We start from the raw sequence: 19,496 nt of genomic DNA, 5'->3' as shown, positions 1-19,496 counted from the left end.
AGGACATTCTCCCCTGTCCGGGTGCGCGGACGTCCCATACTCGCACGGGTCGCCACCCACGGTGCCACCGGCCCGACGCGCACATGTCACCAACGCCCCATCTGTTCCCCGCATGTCACCCGGATCGGGGAGATTCCGTGTTCGCGGGTGTACGCCCCGGCCCGAGAGGAGATCCTTGTGCCCGCACGGACAAGCCGACGGCGCGTCACGGGGGAAGTGCGAACAGTGGAACGTGCGCAGGAACGTGTCTCGACAGGCGGTCCCGTCGCGGGGCCCGAGGGATCTGCAACCGCCCTGGAACTGCTGGTCCACGGCGTGGGCGGCACCACGCCCCAGGAGATGCTCAATGATCCACGCACGGTGCGGATCACCGGCGACGACACGGCGGCCGTCTTCCGGCGCGCCGAGGACGTCGACGCGGAGAGCAGACCCGAGGACTATCGCGGCAGGCCGGTGCCGGAGGCGTACGTCTGGTGCAATCTCACCTCCGGCAACAGCGCGCGGGCCCTGTGGCTGCTGCTCCTGCCGTTCATGGTGGCCAACCTCGCCCACTGGATGCGGCCCGCCGCACGCGGCCACCAGCGGGCGGTACGGCTGTACGGGCTGCTGGTGCGGCTGGCGGGCCTGACCTTGACGGTGCTGCTGGTCGCGGCCGCCTGCGAGGTCGCCCTGGACCTGGCGGCCTGGCAGTGCGCGGGCACGCGCGCGTGTGCCGAGCGGCATTCCTGGCTCGGCTTCCTGTCGCCCGGCGTGTCGCACGACGGCTGGTGGAGCAGGCCCGGCCGGCGGCTCGCCGTGGCGGCCCTGGTGCCCGCCGCGCTCACCGGTCTGCTGTGGTACCTCTCCCACCGCACCTGGAGCGCGTACGAGTCCGCCCAGCCGATCGACCGCCGGCCCGAACCCGACGAGGACACCGACCGCACCGGCCTGGGCCGGCCCGGCTTCTGGTACGGCCGCCGGCTGGTCGCCCGGCTGCGCGCCGCCCACACCGCGGCGGGCCTGCTGACAGTCGTGGCGGCGGTCACGGCCTCCGCGGCACGCTTCGACCGGGGGCCCGGCGGCCCCGCGGCGCTCGACATCGCGGGCCGGCTCCTGGACGTGGCACTCCTCGCGACCGCCGCCGTCGTCGTGTGGGTGGTCTGCCGCCGGGGACGCAGCGAGAACCGCCTCGACCAGGAACTCGACGAGCACCTCGTACGACGCCTCCCGCTCACCGCCCTCGTCCTGCTGCTGCTTTCCGCGGTGTACGCCGGCTGGGAGCGCCCGGGGTGGCGGTCGTCCGGCCTGCTGCCCGGCGGCGGCACCACATTCGGCGCCATCGCCCTGGTCCAGGGCTTACTGGTGATCGCCCTCGCGGTCGTCGCCCACCTGCTCTACGGCAGCCACCCCGACTCGCGGGCCGTGCTGCGCGGCATGGGCGGACCCGCCGTCGCGATGCTGGCCTGCGCCCTGGGCGGGGTGATGTCCGGCGGCGTCTCCCAGCGAGTGTCCGACTGGCTGGACGGCACCGGCACCTCCATCGACGGCCCGCCGGTCCTGCTGACCTGGCAGGCGTCCGTGATCCCCGTACTGCTCCTCGTCCTGCTCGTGTTCTGCGGCGGGCTCGGCCGGCGGGCCTGGCTGCTGCGCCGCACCGAACTGGGCACCGTCGAGCTCGACTACCCGGGCGAGCGCAAGGACACCGCACGCACCCGCCGCATCGCCATGACGCGGGCGCTGGCCACGCTCACCGACCGCGCCCCTCTCGTCGTCGCCGTCACCGCCGTCACCACGCTGATCCTGGGTGCCGGGGCCCTCGCCGGCGCAAAGTTCACCGAAGAAGCGCCCGACGAGGCCGCACAGCACGCCTACGCCTTCGTGCACGGCGCCGCACAGACCGCCCAGGCCATGGGCTCCTGGCTGATCGGCCTGGGCTTCATACTGTTCGTCACCTGGGGCAGGCGCGCCTACAAGGACGCCTCCGCCCGGCGCACCATCGGCATCCTGTGGGACGTCGGCACCTTCTGGCCCCGCGCCGCCCACCCCTTCGCCCCGCCCTGCTACGCCGAGCGCGCGGTGCCCGACCTCACCTGGCGGATGGCCACCTGGACGCGCGCCACCGGCGGCCGCCTCGTCATCTCCGGGCACTCCCAGGGCAGCGTCCTCGCGGCCGCCGCGGCCTGGCAGCTGAAGCCGTCCGTCCGCAGACGGGTCGCCCTGCTGACCTACGGCTCCCCGCTCGAGCGCCTCTACGGCCGCTGGTTCCCGGCCCACTTCGGCCCCGCCGCGCTCAGCTCCCTGCACCACGACGTCGACTGCTGGCGCAACCTCTACCGGCTCACCGACCCCATCGGCGGCCCGGTCCGCCTGTCCGGCGACTGCGGCCCCGAGGTGGACCGTGCCCCGCTGAAGGACCCCCTTGCGTACGGCCGCACCGCCCAGCACCCGCTGCCCGCCCCGATCCTGGGCCACGGCGACTACCAGGCCGACCCGGCCTTCGCCGAGGAGCGGGAACGGCTGCTGACCCGTCTGCGCACGGAGGTGCCTGCCCCACGACCGGAGCGACCGGAGGAAGGACCTCAGGGCGACTCGGGCAGATCCTCGGCATAGAGCAGGGTCAGATCGTCCGTGCTCGGCTCCTCGAACTGGGCTACCCGGCCCGCATGCCGCTCCACCATCGCCTCGAAGGTCTGGCGGGCGGTCCGGCCGTTGCCGAATGCCGGGCCCTTGGGGATGGCCGTGAAGTACTTCAGCAGGGCCTCCGCGGTGCCCGGAGCCAGCCGGTACTCGTGCTCGTCGGCCTGCTGCTCGACGATCCGCAGCAGTTCGTCGGGTTCGTAGTCGCTGAAGGTGATGGTCCGTGAGAAGCGGGACGCCACACCGGGGTTGACCGAAAGGAACCGTTCCATCTCGGCCGTGTAGCCCGCGACGATCACCACCACCGCGTCGCGGTGGTCCTCCATCAGCTTCACCAGCGTGTCGATGGCCTCCTTGCCGAAGTCCCGGCCCGAGTCCTCCGGCGACAGCGCGTACGCCTCGTCGATGAACAGCACACCCCCGCGCGCCCTGTCGAAGGCCTCCTGGGTGCGGATCGCCGTCGAGCCGATGTGCTCGCCGACCAGGTCGACCCGGGACACCTCGACGAGATGCCCCTTCTCCAGCACGCCGAGCGAGGCGAGGATCTCCCCGTAGAGCCGGGCCACGGTCGTCTTGCCGGTGCCGGGGGAGCCGGTGAAGACCAGATGCCGCTTGACCGAGGCCGCCTTGAGTCCGGCCTGCTGCCGGCGCCGGCCCACCTCGATCATGTCGGTCAGCGCCCGCACCTCGCGCTTGACGCTCTCCAGGCCCACCAGCGCGTCGAGTTCACCCAGCACGGCCTTCGACGTCCGCGCCGACGGCTCGGGCTGCTGGGGCTGCGCGGCCGCGAGCAGCGGCTCCTGCTCGGTGGTGCGCTGCCCGGGGATCGCGCCCAGCAGACCCGGTGACTGACCGGCCGGCTGTACGGCGGTCTCCCGAGCCGCGGGCGGCCTGAGGCCCGCGCTCTCGTCGCTGGTGCAGTCCTCGACGACGGGGCCCGTGCCGGGGACCGCGTCGCCGCCCTCCGCGAACTCGTACCCACCGCGCGCGCAGCGCTCCGTGCGGCACTTCTTGAGCGTCGTACGGCTGCCGTCGATCACATGGAAGCCGTAGCCGCCGCTGCCCGTCACCCGGCAGCCCAGGAAGTTGCCGCGGCCGCCCGCCGACACATAGAAGCCCGCCTCGGCGGGGGAGTCGACCGTGCAGCGCTCGATGGTGGGGTCGGCGCCCTTGGTGACGATCACGCCGGTCTGGGTGGCGTCGATGGTGCAGTTGCTCAGGGTGCCGCCGCTGCCGTGGTCGCGGAACCAGGCGCCCGTCGCGGCATCCCGGATGCGGCAGTCGTCGAGCTGCGCGGTCGCGCCGTCGCTCACCGACACGGCCGTGTTGCGCACCTGGGACAGGTCGCTGTCGACGACGTCCGCGCGCGAGCCGCGGTCCAGGACGAACAGGGCGTCCGGTACGTCGTGCACCCGGCAGGAGTCGAGCACCGCCGTGGCGCCGTCGCTGACCCACACCGCCGGGTAGTCGCCGGTGCTGTCGAAGATCTCGCACTGGTTGGCGTCCACGCGGGTGCCCGGATCCCACACCGACAGGCCGTTGCGCCCGAACTGACGCACCGTCGTCCGAGTCAGGGTGAGCACCGAGCGCGAGCGCAGGTCGACCGCGTTCTCCGGGATGTCGTGGATACGGCAGTCGGCCAGGGTGAGCACCGCGTCCGTGTCGAGCGTGACACCGTCCGCGGTGGTGCGGTGCACATCGCAGTCGGTGAGGTGAGCCGTGGCCCGGCCGGTGACCTGGACCCCGCTGCCCCGGACCTCGTACACCTCGCAACCCACCGCTTCCAGCGCGGAGTTCTCACCGGTCGCCGACAGACCCGCCCCCGAGGCGTGATGGACCCGGCACCGCTCCAGGCGCGGGTGCGCACCGCCGCGGACCGCGACCCCCGACTGACCGGCGGCCACGACCTCGCACTCCTCGAACACCCCGCCCCCGCCGTCGAGTACGGCGATACCGATGCCGGCCGGATTGTCGACGGTGCATCGCCGCACCGTCGGACGCGCGCCCCCGCGCACCTCGATGCCGGCCGCGGACCGGGTGATGATGCGCACGTCCAGCAGCTCCGGCGTGCCCTCCTCGACCAGCAGGGCGGGCGCCGCCGCGTCCTGCCCCTCCACATGCAGGTCCTGGACCACCGCCGAGGCACGCACGGTCAGCGGCACCCCGTCCACGGGCGCGATCCGCACCGAACCGGGGGAACCCTCCGGCCCGCGCAGGGTCACCGACCGCTGCACGACGAGGTTTTCCCGGTAGGTGCCGGGCGCGACGGTGAGGACGTCACCGTCGGCGGCGGCCTCCAGGGCGGCGGCGAGCGATGCGTACTCACCCGTGCGGCGTCGCCACCGCGATGTGCCGGTGTGCGTCACCTGGACCGTGCCCTGTGCCATGACGTTTTTCTGCCCCCACCTCGTGGTACGCGGGTTGATGCCGATTGCGTTCGGCCGGTCCACCGTAGCGTGCGCGCGGGCGGTGGGTTGACCAGAGCCGGAAGGCCGTCAACTGCCGGTGCCGGTCCTGCCCCAGTCCGGGCCCGCCCGGTCCCAGGCCTGGTCCCAACGGGCGTACCGGCGACGGACCATGCGCCAGACGATCAGCCGCCGGCCGCCCTCGACGGCACCCGCGGCGAGCAGGGCGGCACCGAACCCGGCGAGCACCGCGTGCGTCGTCGCCGTCGTGGCGTCCAGCGGCCGGGCCACTATCTGGCCGTGCAGGTCCGTCCATATCTTGAAGTGGTCGCCGTGGCGCGGGGACTTGAGGTCCGCCAGGGCCGCGCCGTGGTGGCCGGAGCCGTCCGGCGCGGTCCAGTCGGCGAGGACGCGGCTGCGCAGGTCCCGCGACCCTGACGTCTCGGGGTCGGTGTCCAGCGGGGAGCGGTCCAGTTTGCGCACCACGGTGGCGGTCACCTGGTGGCGGGCCGCGCGCTGGTCCCGGACGGACTGCTGCAGGGCGCCCTGGGCGAGGCCGCCGACGAGGGAGCCGATCACGGGGGCCACGGCCAGGATCAGCAGCAGCGCCACCAGCGCCACCCAGGCCTCGACCAGATCGCTCGCGCGCCGCAGCGGATTGTGCCTCCAGCGCCAGAGTCCGCCGATTGCTCGCACCGTCCGCACCCCCTTCCCGCTCCGTGATAACCCCCGCTGGAGCCGTTCACCCGCGGGCCCGGTCAAAGAGAGATCGAAATCACCTGCTCCCGGGGCCTCTCATGAACTTCTCACGAGGACTCAACGCGCAGGCCCCCGGCCCCGGTTCCCGCGCACCGGACGTTGTCCGGATCTTTCTTCGCGGGCCGCCGCGCCGCGTATTTCAGAGCCGCCGGAGGGCCGTCCAGCTGAGAGCCGTCTAAGCGAGGACCGTCACCGGATCGCCGACGCGGATCGTGCCGGGGGAGAGGGGCACCAGGTTCTGGCCGAACGCCAGCCTGCCGTCGATGCGGCGGTGGCGTCCCAGCGTGGCCAGGGGTTCCTTGCCCCGCGCGGCGGTGCCCTGGTCGGTGGTGGTCACCACGCACCGCCCGCACATCTTGGCAACGCGGAAGGTGACCTCGCCGATCGCGATGCGGGACCAGCCGTCCTCGGCCCAGGCGGCGGTGCCGGCCACGACCACGTTCGGCCGGAAGCGGTTCATCGGAAGCGGGCCCTCGGCCGGGTGAGCGCCTTGGGCGATCAGGGAGTTGAGGGCGCCGAGAGAGGCGACTGTGGTGAGCAGCAGCGGGAAGCCGTCGGCGAAGCTGACCGTCTCGCCCGGCCGTGCGTACTCCGGGTCGACGGGCCGGCGCGTGGCCGGATCATCCATGTGCACGAGGCGCACCCGGGTGCCGAGATAGTCGCTGCACCAGGTGTGCGCGGCCGCGTCCTCGGCGAGGACCCCCTCGACCTTGTCGCCGAAGATCTCCACCGGCACCGTGCCGACCGGCCGGGGCACCGGCGCGGTCAGCGGGTCCATGCCCGGTGCGGACAGACGAACGCCGCCGCCGGGCACGAGCTCGGCGGCGGCCAGCGCAAGGCGCGGCTGCTGACGTTGTGTGACGACCTTTCCCCCGTCGTCGATCAGCACCCAGCGCCGGTCTCCGGCCAGCCCCCAGGGCTCCACGACGGCTTCCCGGGGCGCAAGGCCCCGGAGCGCCTTCACCGGATGGACGTGAATCGACTGCAGCAGCGCGTTCCCCATCAGGCCATCGTGCCAGGCGGCGGCGACAACCAGGGAGGACCGCTCAGTAGCCGCGGTACTGCTGCTGGTTGTTGTACGGGTCCTGATAGGGAGCCGGAGCGGGTCGGGCGGCTGCGGGGCGCATCGCCTCGTAGCCCGTGCCGGTCGCCATCGGCCGTTGTGGCTGTGGCTGCTGCGGACCGGGATAACCACGCGGCGCCATGGCCTGCTGAGGGATGTAGGCCGCCGGCGCCTGCTGCAGCGGAGCCGGCTGCTGCGCCTGCGGATAGCCGTAGGAGGGCTGGGAGGGACCCGCCGGAAGGGCGGGCAGAGCCGACGGCAGGGCCGGCAGATAGCTGCCCGGCGCGTCGTACGCAGCGGGCACCCGGATCGGAGCGATTTGCGGGGTGCCCCGCTCGGCGACGAGCCTGTCGTAGATGGGGGTGTCCGGGAAGGCGGAGTAGTAGCCGCCGCCAAAGGTGGAGCGGGGGGAGGTCATGGCACATAAGTTAAGCCCTCGATGTGCTAGTTGGGGAGACCGATAAGAGGGTTGTTTTCAGTGTCGGCAGTGACGCGGGATCCCCAATGCGAGCGAACTTGGCAAAAAAGGGCGTCGAACGAGGTACAGGTCCTGTAAAGGCCGAGTTCCGGGCGGGTTACCTGCGGTTGGCCATCGGACTTCCAGCGCTCCTCGTGGGAGTTCGCCGTCCCGGGGAATAGGTTGGGCGGGTAGAGAACGGAAGAGCCGCCGGGACACGGACTGGCGCGGTGACACGTGATGGGGGCGGACATGTCAATGCCGAAAGGATCGAATACGCCGGTGCCGACGACGGCACTGCGGGTGGAATTGGGCTGGCGTTCCGGACCCGGTGTGCCGGACGCGGACGCCTCGGCACTTCTGCTCGTGGGCGGCAAGGTCCGCTCCGACGGCGACTTCGTCTTCTACAACCAGCCCGGGCACTCCTCCGGTGCGGTCCGGCACGAGGGCAAGAGGGACGGCGGCGGCCGTATCGTCGACACCCTCCTTGTCGACCTCGCGCGCGTGGAGCCCGCGATCGAGACGGTCGTCCTTGCCGCCTCCGCGGACGGCGGCACGTTCGGACAGGTCCCCGACCTCTACATCGAGGTCCGCGACGCCGCCCAGGGCGGTGTGGTGGCACGCTTCGACAGCACGGGCGCGAGCGTGGAAACCGCTTTCGTACTAGGTGAGTTCTACCGTCGCCAGGGCGCCTGGAAATTCCGCGCCGTCGGCCAGGGCTACAGCAGCGGACTCGAGGGCCTGGCTACCGACTTCGGGATCACGGTGGACGAACCGCAGCATGCCGCTCCCGTCCCGCCGCCTTCGGTGACCATGCCCCCGCCCGTCGCGCCGCCGGTGACCATGCCGCCCCCCGCCGCACCGCCCGTCCATCACATGCCCCCGCCGGTCGCACCCCCGGCCGCCGTGCAGCCGCCCCCGCCGCCGGCACCGCCCACTCAGCCGGTCCGCCTGAGCAAGGTGACGCTCACCAAGGCGGCCCCCGCGGTCTCGCTGGCCAAGCAGGGCGGCACCTCGGGTGCCATGCGTGTGAACCTCAACTGGCAGGTGCACAAGCAGTTCTCCGGATGGGGCAGCAAACGCGGCCGCGCCGTCGCCATGCATGCGGACCTCGACCTCGACCTGTGCGCCCTGTACGAACTCACCGACGGCAGCAAGGGTGTCGTACAGGCCCTCGGCAATGCCTTCGGGGCCCTGCAGCGGCCGCCGTACATCCACCTCGACGGCGACGACCGCACCGGCGCCGTGGCGAGCGGCGAGAACCTCACCATCAACCTCGACCACAAGCAGTCCTTCAGGCGGATCCTCGTCTTCGTCACCATCTACGAGGGCGCGCGGTCCTTCGCCGACCTGCACGCCACGGTCACCCTCCAGCCGCAGTTCGGCGCCGCGATCGACTTCTCGCTCGACGAGTGCACGGTCCCCTCGACGGTGTGCGCCCTCGCCCTGATCACCAACACGGGCGGTGACCTGATGGTCCAGCGCGAGGCCCGCTACCTGGTGCCCGAGCGCGGGGTGAGCCCCCAGCGGACCGTCGACTACGCCTACGGGTGGGGCATGAACTGGACTCCTGGCAGGAAGTGAGCGCTCTAGAGAGGGCGCTCGTCCGCGACGGCGTCCGGGCGCGCATAGGTGCGGCCCTTCCAGGCCGCACCGCGTCCCCGGTAGTGCTGCACCGCGGAATCGACCGTCATGAGGAGATAGAGGAAGGCGGTGAACGGCAGCAGCGGAGCGGGCCACAGCGGCTGGCGGTAGTAGCGGAGCATCGGGATGTACGTCCCTGTCATCACCAGCCAGGCGAGACCGCCGACCAGAGCCGCCGCCGTGTCGCCGGTACCCAGACCTGCGACCAGGGCCACGGGCGGCACCAAGTAGACCAGGGCCAGCCCGAGGACCGTCCCGAGCAGCAGCAGCGGATTGTGCCGCAGCTGCGCGTACGCGCTGCGTGACACCATCCGCCAGAGGTCGTGCAGCCGCGGATAGGGCCGCACGCTGTCCACCCGGTCGGCCAGCCCGAGCCAGATGCGGCCGCCGCTGCCCTTGACCGCGCGCGCCAGCGCCACGTCGTCGATCACGGCGTGTCGGATGGCGTCCGGGATCCGCGCCCGCTCGGCGGCGTCGGTGCGCAGCAGCACGCAGCCGCCCGCGGCGGCCGCCGTCCGCGTTCCCCTTCTCCCGATGCGGCGGAACGGGTACAGCTGCGCGAAGAAATAGACGAAGGCCGGTACCACGAGCCGCTCCCAGCGGCTCTCCACCCGCAGCCGGGCCATCTGTGAGACGACGTCGAAGCCGCCGCTGCGCGCGGCGGCCACCAGTTCCCGCAGGCTGTCCGGCGCGTGCGCGATGTCCGCGTCCGTCAGCAGCAGATATTCGGGCTCACGCGCGCGTGCCAGGCCGATGCCGTGCCGCACGGCCCACAGCTTGCCGGTCCAGCCGGCCGGCGGTTCGCCGGGGGAGGCGACGGTCAGGGGCAGTCTGTTGTGTGCGTCCGCCAGTTCGCGGGCCAGTGCTCCGGTGCCGTCCGAGCTGCCGTCGTCGACGAGGAAGATCTCCGCCCGGCCCGGATACTCCTGGGCCAGCAGCGACGGCAGACTCGCGGGCAGCACAGCGGCCTCGTCGCGCGCCGGGACGACGACGCACACCGACGGCCACTCGTCGGGATCCTGGCGGGGCGGCAGTCTGACGTCCGTGCGCCAGAAGAAGCCCTGACAGAGCAGCAACCACAGCCAGGCGGCGAGTGATACGGCGGCGATCCACACGATGGCGCTCACTTGCGCAGTCTGCCCCACCCGACCGGTCCGCAAGGGCCCATCGACTATCGTGGCCGGGTGAAGATCGCGCTCATGGACTCCGGAATCGGTCTGCTTCCCGCCGCCGCCGTGGCGCGCCGTCTGCGGCCCGACGCGGATCTCGTCCTGTCCTGGGACCCCGACGGGATGCCCTGGGGACCGCGCACACCGGAAGACATCACGCGGCGCGCCCTGGATGTCGCCGGCGCTGCCGCGGCGCACAAGCCCGACGTTCTGATCGTCGCCTGCAACACCGCGTCCGTGCACTCCCTTCCGGCGCTGCGCGCCCGTTTCGAGCCGGAGCTGCCGATCATCGGCACCGTGCCCGCGATCAAGCCCGCCGCCGCGGGTGGCGGCCCCGTCGCGATCTGGGCGACCCCCGCCACCACGGGCAGCCCCTACCAGCGCGGTCTCATCGCCGAGTTCGCCGCGGGTGTGGACGTCGCCGAAGTGCCCTGTCCCGGGCTTGCGGACGCCGTGCACCACGCCGACGAGGCGGCGGTCGAGGCCGCCATCGCCGCGGCCGCCGCACGCACCCCCGACGACATCACGACCCTCGTCCTGGGCTGCACCAACTACGAACTGGTCGCCGAGCGCATTCGAGCCGCCGTGCAGCAGCCCGGCCGGCCGCCGCTGATCCTGCACGGCACCGCCGGCGCGGTCGTCGCCCAGGGCCTGCGCAGGATCGGGGAGCAGCCCGCCCCCGAGGCGCCCGCCGACGGCACTCTCACGGTGCTGCTCAGCGGCCGTGAGGCCGAGCTGCCCGAGACCGCGCTGACCTATGAAGAGGGACGTTTCCTCAAGGCGGTCAGCCCCGCACGGTGACCGAAAGCCACGAAACGGACGCCCGCGGTCCGCGGTCGGCCCGGTCCACGCGCTCACCCTCCGCGACTCGGTGCCCGCGCAGGGAAACCTGAGTAACCTCATAACCATGAGGGACCACCCCCACGGCGAGAACGCCAAGCTCCCCGACGTCTGGACCGGACGTGCCACCAAGCGCGTCCAGTGGCTGCCGGCGCTGGCCGGTGCGGCCGTCATGGCGCTGGGCATCGAGCTGGCCGTCGACTCCGCCTGGACGTCGGGCATCGCCCCGCTCGTCATGGCCGTGGTCGGCTGCATCGCCGCCGGGCTGCTGGTCCTCTTCGGAACGCTGGCCTTCCTGCACGTCGATCTCAAGCTCGACAAGGAGTGCCTCGAGGTGCGCTGCGGCCACATCGGTGTGCCGCGCCGCCGCATTCCCCTCTCGCATGTCGCCGGTGCCGAGTTCGACGCACACGTCAACCCGCGCCAGTGGGGCGGGTGGGGCTACCGCTGGCGGCCAGAGAAGGGCACCGCCGTCGTCGTGCGGCGTGGCGAGGGCGTTGTCCTGCGGCTGTGGGACGGCCACACGTTCACGGTCACCGTGGACAACGCCGAGGCTGCGGTACGGGTCATCAGGGACCGCCTGCGGCCGGGCACGACCGGCTCGCTGCACTGATCAGCCACGTCACGGCGTCAGCCGGTCACCGCGAGGGCGTGCGTCCACCTCCGGCTGCGGTGACTCGTCGGCGAGCGGCCGGGCCGTGGCCAGGCCCGCAAGGAGGCCCGCGCCGACCGACACCGCGGTGAAGCTCAGCGCATTGCCGACCGCGGCGATTGCCGCGATCGCCGTCAGCGCCGCCCCCGCGGTGAGCACCACCGGCGTGGGGCGCGGAGAACGCCACAGTGCATGCAGCACCCAGCAGAAGGACGCCCCCAGCAGGCCCACGCCGACGACGCCCTGTTCCGCCGCCTGCTGCAGCAGCGCCGAATGCGGCTTGCCGTCCGAGAGCAGGGTCCGGGCGGCCGTCGTGCTCAGTTCACCGAAACGCTCCGGCCCCACGCCCAGGGCGGCGTTGCGGTGCGCCAGGTGCAGGGCGTCCTGCCACAGCTGGATCCGGTGCGGGGTGAGCTGACCTTCCAGGGACGCGGTGAGCCCCTCGGGCAGCGCGTTTCCGGCGACGGCCCAGGTCAGACAGGTCACCAGGGCCGCGGTCAGGGCGAGGCCGGCGATGCCCGCGCCGCGGCTGCGCATGCGGCCGGCGGCCAGGGAGCACAGCACGACAACCGTACAGGTGAAGAAACCGCTGGTCGAGCCCAGGACGGCCGCTGCCACGGTGATGCCGGCCGCCAGCGCGCCCATGGCGAACCGTCCCGCCGAGGACTCGGCCGCCCAGGCCGCGCAGCACGCCGCGCCCGCGCACAGGGTCAGCAGTGCGGCAGTGGCGCCGGCGTGTCCGAGCGGTGCGACGATCTGGGGCCCCGGGGCGAGGTGCGGCACGGCCACCGCAAGGCCCAGCCCGGCCAGCGCCCCGGCACACGGCGCGGCCACCGGCAGCAACGCCCCGCAGATCCGCCCCACGGCATAACCGGCGGCCACCGCCAGCACCGCGAGCAGCACGCCCTCCGGGCGGCCCTCATGCACGGTCGCCGTGATCAGCGACCAGGTGGCACACGCCCCGAGCACCACAACGCCCACCGCGTCAGAAACGTTTCGTCTCTCGCCGACCTCCCCAGGACCGGCCTCAGACGTCATCCCTGTGGAACCCACCCCGCCCCCCGAACCGGAACCGAAGCCCCCCGACCTCGCACGACCCAGGCCGCCGAGGCCGTGACCGGCCAGGCGACTGTGGCTGGGCACACCGTAACGGCTGAGGGACGTTTTGTGGATGAGTTGGGCCGAGTTACGCAGGAACGATGCGGCCCCTGCGCCGCGCAGCGACCCGTGCTGCCATACGGACCGCGCTGTCCGTGTCAAGGTCACCCGCCGTACACTCCCGGAGTGACCGTCACCGCTACCTCCGTGGACGAGTCGGAACAGTTGCAGCCGCAGGGCGCACCCGCATCGCGCGCGGCGAGCCTCGTACGCTTCGTTCCGGCCCTCGCCGCCGCGCTCTCCGGAGTGCTGCTCTACGTCAGTTTCCCGCCGCGCACCGTGTGGTGGCTGGCCGTTCCGGCCTTCGCCGTCTTCGGCTGGGTGCTGCGCGGGCGCAGCTGGAAGGCGGGCCTCGGCCTCGGCTACCTCTTCGGCCTCGGCTTCCTGCTGCCGCTGCTGGTGTGGACCGGGGTGGAGGTCGGCTCCGTGCCCTGGCTGGCACTGGTGGCGATCGAGGCGATCTTCGTCGCGCTGGTCGGTGCGGGAGTCGCCGTCGTGTCGAAGCTGCCCGCGTGGCCCATCTGGGCGGCCGCGGTGTGGATAGCGGGCGAGGCGGCACGCGCGCGCGTGCCGTTCAACGGCTTCCCCTGGGGCAAGATCGCATTCGGTCAGGCCGACGGCGTCTTCCTGCCGCTGGCCGCGCTCGGCGGCACGCCAGTGCTCGGCTTCGCGGTCGTCCTGTGCGGCTTCGGCCTCTACGAGCTCGTACGCCTGGCCCTGGATGCGCGGCGCATCCGAGCCGTCCAGCGGTCGGCCGCGGCGGTCGCCCTTCTCAGTGTGGCCGTCCCGGTGGCCGGCGCGGTGGCCGCCCGCTCGCTGGTCAGCGACAAGGCCGAGAACGGCTATGCGACCGTGGCACTCATCCAGGGCAATGTGCCCCGCTCCGGGCTGGAGTTCAACGCCCAGCGGCGTGCCGTGCTCGACTACCACGCGCGCGAGACGAAGCGCCTGGCCGCCGAGGTCAAGGCCGGCAAGACGCCCAAGCCCGACCTCGTGCTGTGGCCGGAGAACTCCTCCGACGTCGACCCGTTCGCCAATGCCGACGCGTACGCGGTCATCGACAGCGCGGCCAAGGCGATCGGTGTGCCCGTCTCGGTCGGCGGCGTGGTCGAGCGGGACGGCAAGCTGTGGAACGAGCAGATCCTGTGGGACCCCAAGAAGGGCCCCGTCGACAGCTACGACAAGCGGCAGATCCAGCCGTTCGGCGAATATCTGCCGCTGCGCTCCCTCATCGGCGCGATCAACAGCAACTGGACGTCGATGGTCCGCCAGGACTTCAGCCGGGGCACCAAGCCGGGAGTGTTCACCATGGCCGACGCCAAGGTCGGCCTGGTCACCTGCTACGAGGCCGCCTTCGACTGGGCCGTACGCTCCGAGGTCACCGACGGCGCGCAGCTGATCTCCGTGCCGAGCAACAACGCGACCTTCGACCGCAGCGAGATGACCTACCAGCAGCTCGCCATGTCCCGCGTCCGTGCCGTCGAGCACAGCCGGACCGTGACGGTGCCGGTCACCAGCGGCGTCAGCGCGATCATCATGCCGGACGGGAAGATCACCCAGAAGACCGGCATGTTCGTGCCCGCCCACCTGGTGCAGAAGGTGCCGCTGCGGTCGTCCGAGACACCTGCCACCCGGGTGGGCATCCTGCCGGAGATCGCCCTGGTGCTGGTCGCCGCGGGCGGACTCGGCTGGGCGATCGGCGCCGGGGTGCGCGGGCGGCGCGCCCGGGACGTGTAGCCGTACGCCCGGCGCACGCCCCGTGAAGTGCGCCGGGACCGTGACACCGGCCCCTTAGGGTCGGTGTCATGCCAACTCCTGAGTTCATTCGCGAGATCCGGGCCTCCGCGGGCCACCAGTTGCTCTGGCTTCCCGGCGTGAGCGCCGTCGTCTTCGACGGTGAGGGCAGAGTCCTGCTCGGGCAGCGTGCGGACAACCACCGGTGGGCGCTGATCTCCGGCATCCCGGACCCCGGTGAGCAGCCCGCCGCCGCCGTCGTGCGCGAGGTGCGGGAGGAGACGGGCGTCCGGGTCGCCGTCGAGCGGCTGATCGCAGTGCGGTCCGGACGGGAGGTCACCTACCCCAACGGCGACACCTGCCAGTTCATGGATCTGTGCTTCCGCTGCCGCGTCATCGACGGCGAGGCCCGGGTGAACGACGACGAGTCCTTGGCGGTCGGCTGGTTCGCGCTGGATGAGCTGCCCGAGATGACCGACTTCCATCACTTCCGGATCAAGCAGGCGCTGATCGACGAACCCACATGGTTCGAGCCCACGAGTTCCGAGTGAAGTATGGGTGGTGAGCACATGTGGGGTGGCGGGAGTGCTGCCTAGGGTCGACACATGACCCCGCCCAGCGCCCTCCCGGCCCCCCACGCCCCCTCCCTCGACCTCGGCGGCCGCACCGCCCTCGTCACCGGCGCCGCCGGCGGCATCGGCCGCGCCTGTGCGCTGCGCCTGGCGGCCGCCGGGGCCAAGGTGAGGGCGGTCGACCGGGACGCCACGGGCCTGGAGTCCCTTGCAGAGCAGTCCCAGGGCCTCGCGGGCACCATCGAACCGCACGTCCTCGACCTCACCGACCTCGACGCTGCCGAACTCGCCGCCGCGGGCACCGACGTCCTGGTCAACAACGCCGGGCTGCAGCTGGTGCGCCCCATCGAGGAGTTCCCGCCCGAGGTCTTCCACACCGTGCTCACCGTGATGCTGGAGGCTCCTTTCCGCCTCATCCGTGGAGCGCTGCCCCACATGTACGGCCAGGGGTGGGGCCGCATCGTCAATGTGTCCTCCGTCCACGGGCTGCGCGCCTCGGCCTACAAGTCGGCCTATGTGGCCGCCAAACACGGCCTGGAGGGCCTGTCCAAGACCGCCGCCCTCGAAGGCGCCCCCCACGGCGTCACCTCGAACTGTGTGAACCCCGCCTATGTGCGCACCCCTCTGGTCGAGAAGCAGCTCGCCGACCAGGCCCAGGCGCACGGCATCCCCGCAGAGCGCGTCCTGGCGGAGGTGCTGCTGCAGGACAGCGCCGTCAAACGGCTCATCGAACCGGAGGAGGTCGCCGAGGCCGTGGCCTATCTCTGCAGCCCGCAGGCCTCCTTCGTGACCGGCACCTCGCTCGTCCTCGACGGCGGCTGGACGGCGCACTGACCAGGCCCGCGCCCGGGCAGGTACGAGTTGTCCACAGGGCTGACGGGGCGACGGTGCGATGAGGAATCCTGTGAGCATGTCCCGCGATCACGTGCAGTCCGCCGAGCGCACCGATGCCGAATCGGCCGGAGCGGCGCTCGGCGACGCCGAGGCGCCGTTCCTTGAGCTGCTGGCCAGGGGTGCGTCCGCCGACGCCTATGAGCAGCCGGTGCTGCTGGCCCGCGCCGAGGCACAGCCCGCCGAGGCGATAGCCGCGCTCGAGCGCGCCAAGCTGCTCGCGCTGCGCGTGCGCGCGGAACTGGAGGGGCGTCGCCGCCGGGAGGCCGAGCTGTCCGCGCTCTTCGAGACCGCCCACGACCTGGCGGGCCTGCGCGACCTGGACGCCGTACTGCAGGCGATCGTGCAGCGCGCCCGCTCACTGCTCGGCACGGACGTCGCCTACCTCAGCCTGAACGACCCGGACCGCGGCGACACCTATATGCGGGTCACCGAGGGCTCGGTCGCCGCCCGCTTCCAGCAGCTGCGGCTCGGCATGGGGGAGGGCCTCGGCGGCCTCGTGGCCCAGACGGCCCGCCCGTATGTCACCGACGACTACTTCAAGGACGACCGCTTCCAGCACACCAACGCCATCGACACCGGCGTACGGGACGAGGGCCTGGTCGCCATCCTCGGCGTGCCACTGATGCTGGGGCACCACGTCATCGGCGTCCTGTTCGCGGCCGACCGGCGCGCCCGGGTCTTCGAACGGGAGCAGATCGCGCTGCTCGGCTCGTTCGCCGCCCTGGCCGCGGCCGCCATCGACAGCGCGAATCTCCTCGCCGAGACCCGCTCGGCCCTCGCCGGCCTGGAGCGCGCCAACGAGATCATCCGGGATCGCAGCGCCGTCATCGAGCGTGCTTCCGACGTCCACGACCGGCTCGCGGAGCTCGTGCTGCGCGGCGGCGGGGTCCACGACGTGGCCGCGGCGGTCTCCCAAGTCCTCGACGGCACGGTCGAGTTCACCGAGGCCGTCGACGCACCGACGGCACCCCTGGAGGCCTCCCGGGCCGAAGGACACGCCGTACGCCACGACGACGACTGGGTCGCCGCCGTGGCCGCCGGCGGCGAACTGCTCGGCGCGCTGGTCCTGCACGGCCACCCCGGCCTCGACCCCGTGGACCAGCTCACCCTGGAACGCGCCGCGATGGTCACCTCGCTGCTGCTGCTCGCCAGACGCTCGGCCGCCGAGGCCGAACAGCGCGTCCGCGGCGAGCTGTTGGACGATCTCCTCGACGCCCGCGACCGCGACCCGCGCCTGCTGCGCGAGCGCGCGTCCCGGCTCCATGCCGACCTCGACGCCACCCATGTGGTGCTCGCCGCCCGACTCGACGGCGCCGCCCCCGACGCCGACCAGGAGGCGGCCGCCCGCCGGCGCCTGTGGTCCGCCGCCTCGCACCTCGCCGCGACCCGGCACGGCCTGGCCGCCGCGCGCGACGGCGGCACCGTCCTGCTGCTGCCGCTGGCCGCCGGCGACACCGCCACCGACCTGGCCCGCCGTACCGCCCACCAGCTGGGCACGGCGGTCCACGAGGCGGTCACCGTCGGCGCCTCCGCCCCCGTCCAGGACCTCGCCGCCCACCCCGACACCGCGGCCGCCGCCTACGCGGAGGGCCGACGCTGCCTGGACGCCCTGCGGCTGCTCGGCCGCCCCGGCGACGGAGCCGCAGCCGAGGACTTCGGCTTCCTCGGCCTGCTGCTAGCCGGGGACCGGGACATCGCCGGCTTCGTCGACCGCACGATCGGACACGTCGTCGCCTACGACGAACGACGCGGCACCGACCTCGTACGCACCCTCGACGCCTACTTCACCTGCGGCATGAGCCCGGCCCGCACCAAGGACGAACTCCACGTCCACGTCAACACAGTTGCGCAGCGCCTGGAGCGCGTCGCCCGCCTCCTGGGTGACGACTGGCAGGACCCCGCCCGCACCCTGGAGATCCAACTCGCCCTGCGCCTGCACCGGTTGTCGGCCCGCGCAGCAACGCACTGACCCCCGTACGCGAGGCGTACGGGGGTCGGGCTCCCGGAGGTCACACGGTGCGCGCGTCCGCCGCCGTGGCCCTCGCCTGCTCCTCGCCCACGGACGGTTCGACCGCGGCCAGGTCCCGGTGCCGGGTCTCCTTGGCCGCGCCCACGGCGACGACGGTCACGAGCGCCGCGGCGATGACATACAGGGCGATCGGGGTGGAGCTGTCGTAGTCGGCCAGCAGCGCGGTGGCGATGAGCGGCGCCGGCGCGCCCGCGGCGACGGAGGCGAACTGGGCGCCGATGGAGGCACCGGAGTAGCGCATCCGGGTCGCGAACATCTCGGAGAAGAAGGCGGCTTGAGGCGCGTACATCGCACCGTGCAGCACCAGGCCCACCGTGACCGCGAGGACCAGGTTGCCGAAGCCGCCGGTGTCGATGAGGGAGAAGAAGGGGAACATCCACAGCCCGACGCCGACCGCGCCCAGCAGATACACCGGACGGCGTCCGACCCGGTCCGACAAGGCGCCCCAGGCCGGGATGACCGCGAAGTGCACCGCCGACGCGATCAGCACCGCGTTGAGCGCGGTCTGCTTGGAGACACCCGCCGACGTGGTGGCGTAGACGAGGATGAAGGCGGTGATGACGTAGTAGCTGATGTTCTCCGCCATACGTGCGCCCATGGCCACCAGCACGTCCCGCCAGTGGTGGCGCAGCACTGACACGAGCGGCAGCTTCTCCGCCTCCGCGGTCCGGTCGGCCTTGCGGGCCTCGGCCTGCGCCAACGCCTGCTGGAACACGGGCGATTCATCGACAGAAAGACGAATCCACAAACCGACGATCACCAGTACGCCGGAGAGCAGGAACGGGATCCGCCAGCCCCACGACGCGAAGGCGTCGTCCGACAGCGCGGCCGTCAGCAGGGACAGCACCCCCGTCGCGAGCAACTGCCCGGCGGGCGCACCGGTCTGCGGCCACGACGCCCAGAAGCCGCGCCGTCGGGCATCCCCGTGCTCGGACACCAGCAACACGGCCCCGCCCCACTCGCCGCCCAGCGCGAAGCCCTGGATCAGGCGCAGGGCGGTCAGCAGCACGGGCGCGGCGGCGCCGACCGTCGCATGCGTCGGCAGCAACCCGATCGCGAACGTCGCCCCGCCCATCAGCAGCAGACTCAGCACCAGCAGCTTCTTGCGGCCGATCCGGTCGCCGTAGTGCCCGAAGACCAGTGCGCCCAGCGGACGGGCGGCGAATCCGACGGCGTACGTCAGGAAGGAGAGGAGGGTGCCGACCAGGGGATCCGAGTCCGGGAAGAACAGCTTGTTGAAGACGAGCGCCGCGGCGGAACCGTAGAGGAAGAAGTCGTACCACTCGATGGTCGTGCCGATGAGGCTGGCGGCGACGATGCGACGGAGGTTCGCGGGTGGTGGGGGAGCGGTGGTTCCGGAGGCCATGTGCGCCACTTCCTCGTGTGCAGTGGGGACGGGTTCGTGTCGGAACACCGTAGGAATCCGCAGGTCAGGCGCACATGTGGTGGGACAACATAGTTCGGGGCCGGAGTGTAAGTGCGGCCTCTACGTCTGCCTTGGATG

General features: G+C 72.3%; 15 protein-coding genes. 8 read left to right on the top strand and 7 right to left on the bottom strand.

Going from position 1 to position 19,496, the window contains the following annotated elements; all coding sequences use genetic code 11:
- The first annotated feature begins 225 nt into the window (after positions 1-225).
- Positions 226-2,589, top strand: coding sequence for a hypothetical protein (locus P2Q00_RS07055; RefSeq protein WP_275770586.1), 2,364 nt, complete (start codon positions 226-228; stop codon positions 2,587-2,589).
- Here P2Q00_RS07055 and P2Q00_RS07050 read toward each other — a convergent pair.
- From P2Q00_RS07050 to P2Q00_RS07035, 4 genes are all read right to left on the bottom strand, one after another.
- Positions 2,559-5,003 carry a right-handed parallel beta-helix repeat-containing protein gene (locus P2Q00_RS07050; protein ID WP_275770584.1) on the bottom strand — a complete coding sequence of 815 codons (2,445 nt, stop codon included), beginning with the start codon at positions 5,001-5,003 and terminating at the stop codon, positions 2,559-2,561. The two genes, P2Q00_RS07055 and P2Q00_RS07050, sit on opposite strands and share 31 nt — an antisense overlap.
- Before the next feature lie 108 nt (positions 5,004-5,111).
- On the bottom strand, positions 5,112-5,717 hold the full coding sequence (locus P2Q00_RS07045; RefSeq protein ID WP_275770582.1) for an Rv1733c family protein: 606 nt from the start codon (positions 5,715-5,717) through the stop codon (positions 5,112-5,114).
- A 238-nt stretch (positions 5,718-5,955) separates the two neighbouring features.
- Positions 5,956-6,783 carry an MOSC domain-containing protein gene (locus P2Q00_RS07040; RefSeq protein WP_275770580.1) on the bottom strand — a complete coding sequence of 276 codons (828 nt, stop codon included), beginning with the start codon at positions 6,781-6,783 and terminating at the stop codon, positions 5,956-5,958.
- A gap of 43 nt (positions 6,784-6,826) precedes the next feature.
- Positions 6,827-7,261 (bottom strand): DUF6643 family protein, encoded by a 435-nt coding sequence (locus tag P2Q00_RS07035; protein ID WP_275770579.1) that lies wholly within the window; start codon positions 7,259-7,261, stop codon positions 6,827-6,829.
- A 297-nt stretch (positions 7,262-7,558) separates the two neighbouring features.
- On the opposite strand from P2Q00_RS07035, the gene P2Q00_RS07030 reads away from it, so the two are divergent.
- Entirely contained in the window at positions 7,559-8,884 is a 1,326-nt protein-coding gene (locus P2Q00_RS07030; RefSeq protein ID WP_275770754.1) for a TerD family protein, read from the top strand.
- 5 nt (positions 8,885-8,889) lie between these two features.
- Here P2Q00_RS07030 and P2Q00_RS07025 read toward each other — a convergent pair whose 3' ends face one another.
- Positions 8,890-10,089, bottom strand: a complete 1,200-nt coding sequence (locus P2Q00_RS07025) for a glycosyltransferase (protein WP_275770577.1) — start codon at positions 10,087-10,089, stop codon at positions 8,890-8,892.
- Positions 10,090-10,128: 39 nt separating this feature from the next.
- Between P2Q00_RS07025 and P2Q00_RS07020 the strand changes: the two genes are divergently transcribed.
- Both P2Q00_RS07020 and P2Q00_RS07015 read left to right on the top strand, forming a co-directional pair.
- Complete coding sequence (locus P2Q00_RS07020) at positions 10,129-10,914, top strand: glutamate racemase (protein ID WP_275770575.1); 786 nt, start codon at positions 10,129-10,131, stop codon at positions 10,912-10,914.
- Positions 10,915-11,020: 106 nt separating this feature from the next.
- Complete coding sequence (locus P2Q00_RS07015) at positions 11,021-11,566, top strand: hypothetical protein (protein ID WP_275770572.1); 546 nt, start codon at positions 11,021-11,023, stop codon at positions 11,564-11,566.
- Positions 11,567-11,575: 9 nt separating this feature from the next.
- Here the strand turns inward: P2Q00_RS07015 and P2Q00_RS07010 are convergent, their stop codons facing one another.
- On the bottom strand, positions 11,576-12,643 hold the full coding sequence (locus tag P2Q00_RS07010) for an O-antigen ligase family protein (protein ID WP_439145896.1): 1,068 nt from the start codon (positions 12,641-12,643) through the stop codon (positions 11,576-11,578).
- Positions 12,644-12,889: 246 nt separating this feature from the next.
- On the opposite strand from P2Q00_RS07010, the gene lnt reads away from it, so the two are divergent.
- The 4 genes from lnt (at position 12,890) to P2Q00_RS06990 (ending at position 17,932) form a co-directional block, all read left to right on the top strand.
- The gene (gene lnt, locus P2Q00_RS07005) at positions 12,890-14,500 is read left to right on the top strand and encodes an apolipoprotein N-acyltransferase (protein ID WP_275770570.1); all 1,611 of its coding nucleotides are present in this window, start codon (positions 12,890-12,892) and stop codon (positions 14,498-14,500) included.
- Positions 14,501-14,568: 68 nt separating this feature from the next.
- Positions 14,569-15,048, top strand: coding sequence for an NUDIX hydrolase (locus P2Q00_RS07000; protein WP_275770569.1), 480 nt, complete (start codon positions 14,569-14,571; stop codon positions 15,046-15,048).
- Positions 15,049-15,102: 54 nt separating this feature from the next.
- Complete coding sequence (locus P2Q00_RS06995) at positions 15,103-15,903, top strand: 3-hydroxybutyrate dehydrogenase (protein WP_275770566.1); 801 nt, start codon at positions 15,103-15,105, stop codon at positions 15,901-15,903.
- Positions 15,904-15,979: 76 nt separating this feature from the next.
- The gene (locus tag P2Q00_RS06990; RefSeq protein ID WP_275770564.1) at positions 15,980-17,932 is read left to right on the top strand and encodes a helix-turn-helix domain-containing protein; all 1,953 of its coding nucleotides are present in this window, start codon (positions 15,980-15,982) and stop codon (positions 17,930-17,932) included.
- A 40-nt stretch (positions 17,933-17,972) separates the two neighbouring features.
- Here the strand turns inward: P2Q00_RS06990 and P2Q00_RS06985 are convergent, their stop codons facing one another.
- Positions 17,973-19,358, bottom strand: a complete 1,386-nt coding sequence (locus tag P2Q00_RS06985) for an MFS transporter (protein WP_275770563.1) — start codon at positions 19,356-19,358, stop codon at positions 17,973-17,975.
- Between the last annotated feature and the right edge of the window lie 138 nt (positions 19,359-19,496).

This window comes from Streptomyces coacervatus, from assembly GCF_029223485.1.
Taxonomy (GTDB): Bacteria; Actinomycetota; Actinomycetes; order Streptomycetales; family Streptomycetaceae; genus Streptomyces; species Streptomyces coacervatus.
Note: the sequence above shows the minus strand (reverse complement) of the source record. Positions and strands in the feature narration are given on the sequence as shown.

Coding starts and splice junctions, on each gene's coding strand:
- P2Q00_RS06985 (WP_275770563.1), bottom strand. CDS start 19,358: ATGGCCTCCGGAACCACCGCTCCCCCACCACCCGCGAACCTCCGTCGC.
- P2Q00_RS07030 (WP_275770754.1), top strand. CDS start 7,559: ATGCCGAAAGGATCGAATACGCCGGTGCCGACGACGGCACTGCGGGTG.
- P2Q00_RS07000 (WP_275770569.1), top strand. CDS start 14,569: ATGCCAACTCCTGAGTTCATTCGCGAGATCCGGGCCTCCGCGGGCCAC.
- P2Q00_RS07050 (WP_275770584.1), bottom strand. CDS start 5,003: ATGGCACAGGGCACGGTCCAGGTGACGCACACCGGCACATCGCGGTGG.
- P2Q00_RS07015 (WP_275770572.1), top strand. CDS start 11,021: ATGAGGGACCACCCCCACGGCGAGAACGCCAAGCTCCCCGACGTCTGG.
- P2Q00_RS07010 (WP_439145896.1), bottom strand. CDS start 12,643: ATGACGTCTGAGGCCGGTCCTGGGGAGGTCGGCGAGAGACGAAACGTT.
- P2Q00_RS07035 (WP_275770579.1), bottom strand. CDS start 7,261: ATGACCTCCCCCCGCTCCACCTTTGGCGGCGGCTACTACTCCGCCTTC.
- P2Q00_RS06990 (WP_275770564.1), top strand. CDS start 15,980: ATGTCCCGCGATCACGTGCAGTCCGCCGAGCGCACCGATGCCGAATCG.
- P2Q00_RS07040 (WP_275770580.1), bottom strand. CDS start 6,783: ATGGGGAACGCGCTGCTGCAGTCGATTCACGTCCATCCGGTGAAGGCG.
- P2Q00_RS06995 (WP_275770566.1), top strand. CDS start 15,103: ATGACCCCGCCCAGCGCCCTCCCGGCCCCCCACGCCCCCTCCCTCGAC.